The organism is Thioflexithrix psekupsensis, from assembly GCF_002149925.1.
Lineage (GTDB): Bacteria > Pseudomonadota > Gammaproteobacteria > Beggiatoales > Beggiatoaceae > Thioflexithrix > Thioflexithrix psekupsensis.
Genome location: NZ_MSLT01000007.1, coordinates 121086 through 133606, shown reverse-complemented (window position 1 = coordinate 133606; position 12521 = coordinate 121086). Strand labels below are relative to the sequence as shown.

Annotated in this window: 10 protein-coding genes; 2 read left to right on the top strand and 8 right to left on the bottom strand. The window is 40.4% G+C overall.

Going from position 1 to position 12521, the window contains the following annotated elements; genetic code table 11:
* Nucleotides 1–110: 110 nt before the first annotated feature.
* The 5 genes from recG to TPSD3_RS04950 form a co-directional block, all read right to left on the bottom strand.
* On the bottom strand, nucleotides 111–2171 hold the full coding sequence (gene recG, locus TPSD3_RS04970; RefSeq protein WP_086487486.1) for an ATP-dependent DNA helicase RecG: 2061 nt from the start codon (nucleotides 2169–2171) through the stop codon (nucleotides 111–113).
* 22 nt (nucleotides 2172–2193) lie between these two features.
* Entirely contained in the window at nucleotides 2194–3312 is a 1119-nt protein-coding gene (gene rfaQ / locus TPSD3_RS04965) for a putative lipopolysaccharide heptosyltransferase III (protein WP_086487485.1), read from the bottom strand.
* Between the two features lie 68 nt (nucleotides 3313–3380).
* Nucleotides 3381–4301 carry a type II secretion system protein GspC gene (gene gspC / locus TPSD3_RS04960; protein ID WP_086487484.1) on the bottom strand — a complete coding sequence of 307 codons (921 nt, stop codon included), beginning with the start codon at nucleotides 4299–4301 and terminating at the stop codon, nucleotides 3381–3383.
* Entirely contained in the window at nucleotides 4298–4963 is a 666-nt protein-coding gene (locus tag TPSD3_RS04955) for a hypothetical protein (RefSeq protein WP_086487483.1), read from the bottom strand. Before TPSD3_RS04955 ends, gspC begins: the two co-directional genes overlap by 4 nt.
* Before the next feature lie 84 nt (nucleotides 4964–5047).
* Nucleotides 5048–5470: an OsmC family protein gene (locus TPSD3_RS04950; RefSeq protein ID WP_086487482.1), complete on the bottom strand. Its 423-nt coding sequence runs from the start codon at nucleotides 5468–5470 to the stop codon at nucleotides 5048–5050.
* A 277-nt stretch (nucleotides 5471–5747) separates the two neighbouring features.
* Between TPSD3_RS04950 and TPSD3_RS04945 the strand changes: the two genes are divergently transcribed.
* Together TPSD3_RS04945 and TPSD3_RS04940 are read left to right on the top strand one after the other, a co-directional pair.
* Nucleotides 5748–8672 (top strand): PAS domain-containing hybrid sensor histidine kinase/response regulator, encoded by a 2925-nt coding sequence (locus TPSD3_RS04945; RefSeq protein WP_086487481.1) that lies wholly within the window; start codon nucleotides 5748–5750, stop codon nucleotides 8670–8672.
* Nucleotides 8673–8694: 22 nt separating this feature from the next.
* A complete protein-coding gene (locus TPSD3_RS04940; RefSeq protein WP_217884385.1) occupies nucleotides 8695–9735 on the top strand; it encodes an FAD:protein FMN transferase in 1041 nt (346 codons plus the stop codon).
* Between the two features lie 16 nt (nucleotides 9736–9751).
* On the opposite strand, the gene tyrS is transcribed toward TPSD3_RS04940, so the two are convergent.
* The 3 genes from tyrS to TPSD3_RS04925 all read right to left on the bottom strand — a co-directional run bounded on the left by tyrS (nucleotide 9752) and on the right by TPSD3_RS04925 (nucleotide 12300).
* Nucleotides 9752–11026 (bottom strand): tyrosine--tRNA ligase, encoded by a 1275-nt coding sequence (gene tyrS / locus TPSD3_RS04935; protein ID WP_086487480.1) that lies wholly within the window; start codon nucleotides 11024–11026, stop codon nucleotides 9752–9754.
* Nucleotides 11027–11124: 98 nt separating this feature from the next.
* Nucleotides 11125–11496, bottom strand: a complete 372-nt coding sequence (locus TPSD3_RS04930) for a c-type cytochrome (protein ID WP_217884384.1) — start codon at nucleotides 11494–11496, stop codon at nucleotides 11125–11127.
* A 414-nt stretch (nucleotides 11497–11910) separates the two neighbouring features.
* Complete coding sequence (locus TPSD3_RS04925) at nucleotides 11911–12300, bottom strand: helix-turn-helix domain-containing protein (protein WP_176329738.1); 390 nt, start codon at nucleotides 12298–12300, stop codon at nucleotides 11911–11913.
* Nucleotides 12301–12521 lie beyond the last annotated feature (221 nt).

The window sequence follows — 12521 nt, the reverse complement described above, 5'->3', positions numbered from 1 at the left end:
CCCCTAGCAGGAGGAAGTAGGGGACGGTAGAAAAGTAAAAATTCTGAACAATTTATCATGGCTAAATATTTTTATTTAATGGCTTAATTGTTCTGAATAAATTCGCCCCATCAAACCGTCGCATATTGTCCATCTTGCTTTAACCAACGTTGCGTTAAGGCGTGACAATGTGCAGGATTTTCCAACAAAATTTGTGCCGCATGAGGAATTAAATTTAACAAATCTTCATCACGAGGCAAGCGAGCAATACGCCAATTAAACTGCCCTGTTTGTTTCGTTCCCAATAATTCCCCAGGGCCACGCAATTCTAAATCTCGTTGAGCGATTAAAAAACCATCATTGGTTTCGCGCATAATCGCCAATCGTTCTCGCGCCAATTCGGATAATGGGGCTTGATATAACAAGACACAATAACTCTGTTGCGCACCACGGCCAACACGACCCCGCAATTGATGTAATTGGGCGAGGCCAAGACGCTCTGCATTTTCAATCACCATTAACGTGGCATTAGGCACATCCACGCCCACTTCAATCACCGTTGTAGCCACCAATAAATCTAATTCACCCGATTTAAATAATTGCATCACTGCTTCTTTTTCTTTAGGTTTCATTCGTCCGTGAATTAAGGCAATTTTTAACATCGGTAATAAAGATTTTAATTGCTGTTCCGTGTCTTCAGCGGCTTGACATTGTAAATGTTCTGATTCTTCGATCAAAGTACAAACCCAATACACCTGTCTTTTTTCTACTAAACAACTAACGCGAATGCGCTCAATAATGTCATCTCGACGTAAATTAGAAATAATTGCCGTATGAATCGGTGTGCGCCCAGGGGGTAATTCGTCGATAATAGAACTGTCTAAATCGGCATAAGCCGTCATGGCTAATGTGCGCGGAATGGGTGTAGCCGTCATGATTAATTGATGCGGAATAAGTCCTGCGTGTTGTCCTTTATCGCGCAAGGCCAAACGTTGATCCACACCAAAACGATGTTGCTCATCAATAATAATTAAACCCAATCGCGCAAATTGAATTGGTTCTTGAAACAAGGCTTGTGTACCCACAATAAAATGTGCCTCACCGTTGGCAATTTGTTGTTGGATTTTTTGGCGTTGTTTTTTGGTTAATTGTCCTGTTAATAACCGCGTAATGAGATTTAAAGATTGAGACCAATGGCTAAACACGCGATGATGCTGTTCAGCCAGTAATTCAGTAGGTGCCATCATGGCCACTTGATAACCCGCTTCAATCGCCCGTAATGCAGCTAATGCAGCCACCACCGTTTTTCCCGATCCCACATCGCCTTGCACCAAGCGTAACATGGGACGATCTTGTTGCAAATCGCTTAGAATTTCGCTGTAAACTCGTTGTTGCGCTTGCGTCAGGGCAAAAGGCAATTGCAATTCCCACGCGCCTGCACTGTGTAAACGAGGAGCGTGCAACCGCTGTTCCCGCAGTAAACGCAAACTTAAATGATGCGCCAATAATTCTTCAAAAGCCAGTCGCCGACACGCGGGATGCGTGCCATTTTGTAAATCGAGAAAAGGGCTGTCGGGCGGCGGACAATGAATCATACGCAAGGCTTCGTTTAAACTCGGCCATTGGTATTGTTGCAATAAATGAGGTGGTAAATAATCGGTTAAAGTATAGTCTAAAGCCTGAGCCATTAAACGACGTAATTGATGTTGTGCTAATCCTTCACAACTGGGATAAACTGCGGTTAAAGTTTCACTATCGGCCGACAATTCTTGATCGGGATGAGCGGTTTTATATTCGGGATGCACCATTTCTAATTGTTGGTGATAAGCCGCCCGAATATCTCCAAAACAACGGACACGAATGCCCACTTGTAATTGCTGTTGTTGCGCGCTATTAAAATGAAAAAATCGCAGCGCAATAAAACCCGTTCCATCCGTCACCGTACACCACAGCGAACGTTTACGCTGACCGGGGCGAATTTCGCTGGCGGTAATCGTGCCTGAAATCACCGCGGTTTCGCCCGCTTTAAGCGTGCCAATGGGTTTAATTCGGGTGCGATCTTGGTAGCGTAGCGGCAAATGAAACAATAAATCTTCTACGTTGTGAATGCCCAAACGCGCCAAACGCGCCAGAGATGCCGCACCTAAACCACGTAAATCTTGAAAATCAGAAGGGAAAGAGCTTGTTTTCATTGAGAAAAATCAGTGATCACATTCAGCGATGGTTCGCAATCATGAGATAAATATTTTGATTGCATAGATATTCTAAGGCATATTGTACTTGTTCTACGGTTAATTTATCCAGACATTCGCTGCGGCTGTAGCGGTGGCGTTCGCAGCCCTCCAAGTGACAAGGTACACAATCTCCTTCCCCTTGCACTAAAGCCACGTTGCCAATAAATTGCGTGCCAACACGACGATACGGGTTGGCATCTCTGGCGTAATGCGCTGGCCACGGTCCCCATTTGACGGGATTGGTCGGGCCAAAAATCGCCACGGTGGGTACGCCCGTCGCCGCCGCCAAATGAGTCACTGCGGTATCGGGGCCAACGTAGGCTTGTGAACGTCGAATTAAGGCGGCCACCTCAGCAAAATTTAAACGCCCCGCCATATTGACAACGGCACGCGGCATCATTTGCATGGCTTGTTGTATGTATAACTGTTCTGCGGGGGCTTGACTGCCCGTCAACACCACTTCTAAGCCCAAAGCATGTAAATAATGCGCCAATGCCCCCCAACCGCGCAATGTCCAGCACTTATAACGCCACATGGGCATCAAATGCAGCACCACATAAGGCGTTTGCAGCCAATTAAACGGCAATTTCGCGCTTAAACGGGCAGAAACGCCTGTATTTTCAGGCAAAACCACCTGATAACAGCGCGGAATACCCAATAAATCGGCTAAACGTAAATTTTGAATCACCGTATGGGTATTGACATCGTCTAACACGGTAGAAGCAGTGGCAAGCCAATGTTTCCATTTACTTTTCCAACTCAATGGCGGCACCACAGCAATACGTTTAGGCGCGGCCAAAAAACCGTATAAAGCGGGTTTATCGCCCGTCAGCGTAATCACCGCCACATCATAACGCCGCGTAATTTTTTTAAACAAATGCCAATGTTCACACCAACCCGGCCGCTCGGCAATGGTGATCACTTTGTTAATATCGGGATTTCCTTCAATAATGCCCGCTTTCCCCTGAAAAACCAACATATCAATTTTTGCCGTTGGGTAGGCTTTACGTAAAGTCCGTAGCAATGGCGTGGTCAACAGCACATCACCGATCTGACGTGTTGCAATCACTAAAATATGTTCAGCAGGATAAATTGCCACAGTTTAACTAGCGTTATTGGGGTTAATTTGAAAGAATGTGGATTTCATGAATTATATCGCGTAAATGACTACTGCATCGCAAAATTCAGTGCAATAATCTGTCCATTGCGATTAATTTGTAAATTTAATTGTGAGGCAGTGGCCATTTGTTCTAATAATTTAAATCCTTTTAACGGACTGTCTAACACAATATCATTCACCGCAGTAATAATATCGCCTGTTTCTAAGCCAAATTTTTCAAACAAACTTCGATCTTGTCCTGGACTTAATCGATAACCTAAAAATTGTCCATTTTCTTGTGCAGGCGCAACCTGAATTAAACGGATTAAACTTTGTGGGTTAATGACTAATTGTTGTTGATATTGTTTTAATAATTGTTCGGGTGTTGATTCTTGAGGAAGAATGGCAGATGACGGATAATGTGCTGGGTTATTATTTGCTAAGGTTTGGTTTGCTTGTACGGGATAATTTTGATTTAAAATAGGATTGTCTTTATTGCCTTCTGTGCCAATTAAGCGCAAAGTTTCATAGCGATCTTGACGTTGTAAAATAACCCAACGCGGCTGAATATCATGCAAAACAACACCTTGCGGCAACGCATCCCCAATGCGATAACGCTGACTAACCCCTTGCCCCACATCAATAATAGCGCGGGCATTCCTTGCTTGCGTCGCATAATAAATGCCGTACAATTTAAAATTCAGCCGAGTATCGGGTAAATCAGTTAATACAGGTGCGGGTTGCGCCGTTTCCACCGCGGCCGTTTTGCCAAACCAATTGGCTTCTAAAATCGGACTAATATTTAACGGTTCACGGATCAAAGCGGCTTGCCATTGTACGGATTGTGGGGGTATTGTAGGAGTTAAAGACGACTCTAATGGCATTCGCAATAACAATACCCATTGCACCGTATAATAGCCCAATAAGGCTGCTAAACTAAGATGAATGAAACCACGAATTCCCCGTAATAAAAAATCATTCCACTTCATCCCATTTCATCCAAAACAATATTTTCATATTCACATAATTGGGCTAAAGCATGTTCCATTAATTGCCGTGCTTGTGCGGTGTGCTGATATAACATGGCGTGAATGTCGGCATCTTGTGGATTACGATGGCGACAATCCTGTGAATAAGACTCAAAAGCCGATAAAGCAATCACCAAATCAGCCAAATGATTGGGGCATTCGCATTCAATAGCCGATTTAATTTGTTGTAATTGACTTAATTGGCGCAAAGAATAACGTCTTTCTGGCATTTTAGGCATATTATTTTGTTGGGTTTTCATATTTATCATTTCCCGATTCATCAAACCTAAAACATTGGTTTGCAATAAACGTAAATTAATCGGTTCTTTAATAATTCTTATCCCCATTTTAGCAATTTCTTGTAACAAACTCCATTTACAAAACGCATATATCACAATAATAATTGCATGGGGTGTTATTTGCGTCAGCATTTGCAGATAAGCTAATGGTTGATCGCCCAGTAATTTTAAATCTAAAACAATAATATCTGGAGCAATTAAATCAGCCTTTTGTTGTAACATTTGCGGATCAATATCGGCAAAAACAATATCAAATTGGCTGGGTAAATGGTTTGCATTAATCTGTTTCACTAACATATCATGCAGAATAACTAATTTAACCACAATTAAATCCTTTTACTTCAATAATCAATTATTCTGAATCAGACGGCCAAAATTTTATTGATCTCAATCTGATTCAGAGAGTCATTAAGGCGTAGATTCCACAATGTCAAAGCTATAAGTAATTTTCACCGTCGCTTGCAACATGGCGGAAACTGAGCAGTATTTCTCTGCGGATAAATCAACAGCACGTTTTACCAATGATTCGCTTAAATTGCGCCCAGTTACTACAAAATGAATGTGAATCTCGCTAAATATTTTTGGCACTGCTTCGCGTCGTTCGGCATTGACTTGAATCACACAATCGGTCACTTCTTGACGTTGCTTACTCAAAATGCTCAAGACATCCATTGTCGTGCATCCGCCTAATCCCATTAAAATCAATTCCATAGGACGCACACCTAAATTACGCCCGCCAATTTCGGGTGAGCCATCAATGATCACTGTATGCCCACTCTCGGACTCGGCCATTAAACAGACATTTTCTACCCGTTTAATTCTAGTTTTCATTATTAAAATATTCCTTATTTTGATATAAATTAGGTAAAATCACCATTAAGCACGAGCCAAACCGCTTTCCCCAAACGCGACTTCGCTTAACTCGACTAAGATTAACACGACTGGCTTCGATTGGCTATTGATTGCCTTGCTTATCTCCCCAAAGTAAGCAAGGAATATGTACCACTTATTGCGTTTCTTTTGATTTAAATAGAAAGACAACTCTTTTATCATTCATGTCGTTTTGTATATAATTAAAAAAATTAAATTATTCATCAGGTCATTATTAATGAATTCAGACAACCGTCAATTTCACACTCTGCCTCACAATTTAATTCAGCGTTTAGCATGGTTGGAGCAGCGCATTACTGATTTAGCCCAAGAAAACGCCCAATTGCGCCAACAATTATTAACGGGAGATGCAGCGCATTATCAGGCTTTAATTAATTCCATGCAGGAAGGTTTAATTTTGCAAGATCGGCAGGGAATTATTTTAGAAGCCAATCCCAGTGCGGCTCGCATTTTGGGACTGGAATTGTCTGAATTAAAAAACCGTAGTTTAAGTGATTTTCCTTGGCAGGTGATTGAAGAAAATGGACAGAGCATTTCAGCCGCTCATTTTCCTGTACAACGTGCCTTGCGAGAAGGAAAACCTAACTCAGATACAGTATTGGGATTTATTCGCGCCAATCAACCTATTTTATGGTTATCCATTAATGCTCAACCTTTATTTTATCCTAATGCTAAACGTCCTTATGCGGCATTTGCTTCTTTTTCTGACATTACTGTGCGCAAACAAATGCAATTATCATTGCAACAAAGTGAAGAACGTTTTGAATTAGCGGTGCGCGGTTCTAATGATGGATTATGGGATTTTAATTTTAAGACAGGCGAAATTTATTTTTCTCCGCGTTGGAAACAAATGCTTGGTTTTACAGATAATGAATTGCCAAATCAACATCAAACATGGTTAGAACGAATTCATCCAGAGGAATATAACAAAGTATTAGCCACTCGTGAGGCTTATTTAAAGCGGGCTATTCCCAATTATGAATTTGTTTATCGATTGCGCCATCGGGAAGGGCATTATTTACCGATTTTAACGCGAGGAATTGCGGTATGGGATGCGGCAGGAATGCCTTGCCGAATGATTGGCACGCATACCGATTTAAGCGTGCTGCAAGAAGCCCAACAAGAATTGCAGCAAGTACGCAATGTGGTATTAAGTCGAGAGCAACAAATTCAAGCCATGTTAGATATTGCGCCAGACAGTATTGTGGTGATTAATGACAGAGGAATTATTGAGGGCGTTAATGCGGCAACAGAGTTATTATTTGGCTATTCCGAACAAGAATTAATGGGCAAAAATGTCAGCCTATTAATGGAACAGGCTGACGCACAATATCATGATCATTATATCGCCCGTTATGTTAAGACAGGAAAACGCCAAATGAATAATCAAAGCCGAGAATTATCTGGACGGCGATGCGACGGTTCTCGTGTACCTGTTTTATTAAGTATTGGCGAATTTGAAGTGAATGGTAAGAAAAAATTCGCGGCATTTATTAATAATATTTCTCGCCAAAAACAAACCGAATATGAATTGCAGCAAGCCAGAGATGTGGCAGAGGCGGCTAATCAATCAAAAAGTCGTTTTCTCGCCACGATGAGTCATGAAGTGCGTACGCCGCTTAATGGAATTTTAGGAATGGCAGAATTATTATCAGAAATGCCACTCACAGAAGTGCAAAGACAATATATTGATAATATTCGCATTTCAGGCCATAGTTTACTGGCCATTATTAACGATGTGTTAGACTTTTCTCGCCTAGAATCAAATCGCTTAACGCTGCACAATGAAGAGTTTAAATTAAAACAATTATTAGAAAATATTGCTCAAGTTTTCCGTCCTTTAATTGAAGCGAAGAATTTAGTTTTTATGACTCATTTTGATTTTGAGTCTGATTATACCGTACAAGGTGATCCACAGCGTTTGCAACAAATTCTTAATAATCTGCTGAATAATGCGCTTAAATTTACCTATCAAGGTCATATTGAATTTAATGTCTATTTACAGGTCATTGAAACCGATCATTTACAAGTATTGTTTGAAGTCAAAGACACTGGAATTGGTATTGATGAAAAGTCGCAAGCGCATTTATTTCAACCATTTACTCAAGTCGATGATTCTCCCAGTCGGCGATTTGGTGGCAGTGGTTTAGGATTGGCGATTTGCAAGCGATTGGTGGCGATTTTTGAGGGTAAAATTGGCGTAGAAAGTGCGCTCATGCAGGGCAGTCGTTTTTGGTTTAGCATTCCCATGTCGGGAAGAATGGTGATGCGTCAGAAAAAAGTAGAACTTTCTCCAGTAACAGAGAAAAAGAATCTGCGTTTTAAAACGAATGTCCGAATTTTAGTGGCTGAAGATAATTTAATTAATCAGATATTTATTCAAGAAAGTTTGCAGCGATTGGGGGCAACGGTCACTGTGGCAGAAACGGGAATTGAAGCCTTAAAAATGGTGAAAGAAAATACTTATGATGTTATTTTAATGGATTGCCACATGCCTGAAATGGACGGCTTTACTACTGTGATTAAAATCCGCGAATGGGAACAAGCTGAACAACGCCAACTCATTCCCATTATTGCCTTAACGGCCAATGCCATGAGCGGGGAGCGGGAGCGTTGTTTAAATATCGGCATGAATGATTATTTAACGAAACCTGTCCCACGTGAATTATTATTGCGCACTTTGCAACATTGGTTGCCTGATTGTTCGCTTATTGAGGAGGTTTCTGCTTTAACGCCACCAGAAGAAATGGCACATAAATTAGGCTTAACATTAAATGTTAATTCTGGGACTAAAGCATTGCCTATTTTAGATTATTCTGTGCTGTCTCAATTGCGAGAAGAAATTAAGATTAATGGCGTGAATCGCTTGATTGATTTATACTTAAATGAGTTGCCTAATTATTTTAAACAAATAGAAGCCGCCATCACCAGTAATAATGCCGAAGCCCTTTATTTAGCTGCGCATAAATTTAAAGGCGCAAGTAAAAATTTAGGCGTGATTAGCGTGATTTCTCGCTGTGAGCAATTGGAACAATGGGCAAGAGCTGGCGATTTATCTCCCGTGCCTGAATTATTCCAATTATTATTGGACAGTACGGATTCTGTGCGGGAAACTTTATTGGCAGAGAAAACGATTACTTAATTTATTTGATAGGGGAATTTTCTTGTTTAAATTAAACATCACATTATTGGGTTTATTATTGTTACTGACTGCTTGTAATAATGGCGACGATCATTCTGGTGCAATTAAAACTGCCCCAGTGCGTTTAACGGGATCAACGATGGGGACAAATTACACCATTGTTTTGCCCACTTTACCTGAGACATTAAATAGCCAAGAAGTGCAGACTAATATCGATACCCTACTTCAAGATATTAATGCCAAAATGTCCACTTATCAACGCGATTCAGAATTGTCTCGTTTTAATCAGAATTCATCAGTAGATTGGGTAGACATTTCTCCCGAATTATTCACCGTTATTGCTGAGGCGCGGCGCATCAGTGAATGGAGTCAAGGCGCGTTTGATGTCACTGTGGGGCCATTGGTGAATTTATGGGGATTTGGACCCGATCTTATCGTGACAGAACCGCCCCATCCATCTGCAATTGATGCGGTAAAAGATTATGTGGGTTATGAAAAATTAAATTTGCGTTTTAATTCTCCAGCCATTAAAAAAGATCATCCGCAAATTTATGTGGATTTATCGGCCATTGCTAAAGGATATGGTGTAGATAGAATTGCGGATTATTTAGAAACATTAAATATAAATCATTATATGGTAGATATTGGTGGAGAATTGCGCGTAAAAGGTCACAATCCCAGAGGAGAAGCGTGGAAAATTGCGGTGGAAAAACCGATTTCGGAAGGTCGTGCCGTGCAGCAGGTTCTTCGTTTAGAACAAACTGGCGTGGCCACATCGGGCGATTATCGCAATTATTTCGAGCATGAAGGCAAACGCTATTCCCACACCATTGATCCCACTCATTACGCGCCTATTGCGCATGATTTGGTGTCCGTTACTGTCTTGCATCCTCAAGCGATGACCGCCGACGCATTAGCCACTGCTTTTATGGTATTAGGGACAGAAAAAGCCTTTATTTTAGCCGAAAAACAGCAAATAGCAGCGTTATTTTTGAGCAAAACTGAAACAGGTTTTACTCAAAAAGCCACCACTGCATTGCAACCTTTTTTAGAGGCAAAATAAAACTTTTTTCTATGTTTTAAATGCAATCAACCAAATGAAATTCTTTTTTACCGCGCCGCACAATAAAATAACGCCCAAAAAAGCCTTTATTGGCTTCAATCATGGCGTTTAAATCGCTTATTTTTTCGCCATTAACACTAATTGCATTTTTAGTGATAAATTCTCTGGCTTGGGTTTTTGATTTCGCTAAACCTGTGAGGGCGATTAAATCGACCAATGCGATTTGAGATTGATTTAACTCCGTGCTGGGCATTCCGTCTAATTTTAATTGGCGCAACTCCTCTGCATTTAACGTCTGCACTTGATCGGTAAAAAGAGCTTCGGTGATTCTTTCGGCAGAATGTAAAGCCACCTCACCGTGGATAAAGCGCGTCATCTCGCGTGCCAACACACTTTGCGCCTCGCGCCGACCTGTGGCTTGACGATCTGCGGCTTCAATCTCATCAATTTGCGCAGGCGGTAAAAAAGTAAAATAACGCAGGAATTTATACACGTCAGCATCCGCAGTATTTAACCAAAATTGATAGAAACGATAAGGCGACGTTTTAGCAGAACTTAGCCAAATTGTTCCCGTTTCTGTTTTGCCAAACTTTGTCCCATCGGCTTTTGTGACTAAGGGAACAGTGAGACCGTAAACCGTCTGTTGATTTAATCGCCGCGTTAAATCAATTCCTCCCGTGATATTTCCCCATTGATCACTGCCCCCAATTTGCAAAGTGCAATGGTAATGGCGATTTAACATGGCAAAATCATAAGATTGTAAAATCATATAACTGAATTCGGTAAAAGAAATGCCCGATCCTTCCCGTTCAATACGCTGCTTCACAGATTCTTTTTGAATCATGGCATTAATAGAAAAATGTTTGCCAATATCGCGTAAAAAACTCAATACATCTAAAGACCGTGTCCAATCCATATTATTCACAATTTTTGCCGACTGTTGACCGCAATTAAAATCAAGAAATTGTGCCAATTGTTGAGACAATTGTTCCACCCAATGTGTCACCGTTTCAGCCGTATTTAATTGCCGCTCAGTGGCTTTAAAACTAGGGTCGCCAATTAATCCCGTTGCGCCACCAATTAAAGCAATCGGTTGATGCCCCGCTAATTGAAAACGACGCAATACCAATAATGGCACCAAATGCCCAATATGCAAACTGTCGGCGGTGGGATCAAAGCCTGCGTAGAGCGTGCGACAGCCATCCGATAAATGTTGTTTTAATTCGGCATCAGCGGATAATTGCGCGATTAATTGACGTGCATTTAATTCGTTCAATAATAAATTGGACATGGTGATATTAGAAAAATAATTTAAAAGAAAGAAAACGGCTCATTCATCATGGCAATGCCCTTATGAATGAGCCGAGATAAATCAAAGTCACGCAGTGATTATTCTGCTTTTGCGCCCAGTGACAAAACCCAAGCCACTAAAGCAGCGGCATCTTCTTCGGTCACCGTGGGATTTGGAGGCATTGGCACTGCCCCCCAAGACAAATCGGCCATTTTGCCATTGATAATTTCGGAAGCCAGACGTGCTTTTGTCTCATCGTCTGCCCCTTGATAACGTTCAGCCACTTCTTTGTAAGAAGGGCCTACCATTTTGGTTTCAACTTGGTGACAAGACATGCAAATGTAGCCTTTATCCGTTATCAGCTTCAATGCGTCTTCGGTGGTCAAAGTGGCTTCTTCAGCCACAGCCACGCCCACAAATAACGCACTCGCCATCCATCCTAAGCACAATGATTTTAAAACTGCTCGCATAAATCCTCCTCAAGGTCTGATTTTCGTGATTGACAAGTTAGAATTAACTTATCAAGCATTATGTTTACTCAATTAAGCGCGTTTGTAAATAGTTTTTTGATAAAAAAATGGGGTTATTGCGAGGTAAATTTTTCAGCCTCTGCCCTTGACAGACGATCCATTCTTCGCTGTAATGGCGTAGTTTCTTAATTTTGTCAGAATCAGAATTTACAGAATTTTAGGATTTTCAGAATTAAAGAATAAAAAATCGATTGAAAACAAACAACTTGCAAGAATCAATTTTGAAAATTCTTGTGTCTGTAAATTCTGATTCTGACAAAATAAGGATTTTACAAATTATATTATTTCAGTACAGTTGTTTTTATTTAGCAGGGGAATAAAAATGGGAAGGAATTATGTATTGAGCAACTTGGGTTATTGTCCTTTTAATCTTGCCCAATCTAGCATTTCTTTAAGATGAGTAACTTGTTCTTTTAGATAAAAGATTTCTTTTTCACGTTCTTTTAATAATAATTGTGACTTTTCTAATTCATGGACACATTCAGTTTCTGTTAAAAAAATATTATTACCTAAAAATTTACTGCTTATTTTACCATGATTAATACAATCTTCTAAAACACTTAAAACATTGCGTTCATTAAGCTGCAATAATTGTTCAAAATCGGTTTCCATGACTTCGGCAATTTGTGCCAATCTTGAAAGACTAATATCTGTTTCTCCCCGTTCTATTTTCGCATAACTGCTCACGGCTAAATTTAATCGATTGGCAGTTTCTTCTTGCGACCATTCTTTTAATACACGCATCGCCTTGATTTTTTTATATATTTCTGAAACGTCCATCAAATAACGCCTCTGAACAGTTGAAATAACAGTTATGGGACTCTGGTTTTTTTTACAAAAAATAATGTATTATTTAAATGTAATCATCTATACCCTAGATTCAGTGACATTCTAGCAGGATTTGGATTGATGTGGTAAGCAGAATATGTATTTCTTTATAGGTGTTAAATATGATTACACCAAAA

Coding starts and splice junctions, on each gene's coding strand:
- recG (WP_086487486.1), bottom strand. CDS start 2,171: ATGAAAACAAGCTCTTTCCCTTCTGATTTTCAAGATTTACGTGGTTTA.
- gspC (WP_086487484.1), bottom strand. CDS start 4,301: ATGAAGTGGAATGATTTTTTATTACGGGGAATTCGTGGTTTCATTCAT.
- TPSD3_RS04950 (WP_086487482.1), bottom strand. CDS start 5,470: ATGAAAACTAGAATTAAACGGGTAGAAAATGTCTGTTTAATGGCCGAG.
- TPSD3_RS04945 (WP_086487481.1), top strand. CDS start 5,748: ATGAATTCAGACAACCGTCAATTTCACACTCTGCCTCACAATTTAATT.
- tyrS (WP_086487480.1), bottom strand. CDS start 11,026: ATGTCCAATTTATTATTGAACGAATTAAATGCACGTCAATTAATCGCG.
- TPSD3_RS04930 (WP_217884384.1), bottom strand. CDS start 11,496: ATGCGAGCAGTTTTAAAATCATTGTGCTTAGGATGGATGGCGAGTGCG.
- TPSD3_RS04925 (WP_176329738.1), bottom strand. CDS start 12,300: ATGCGTGTATTAAAAGAATGGTCGCAAGAAGAAACTGCCAATCGATTA.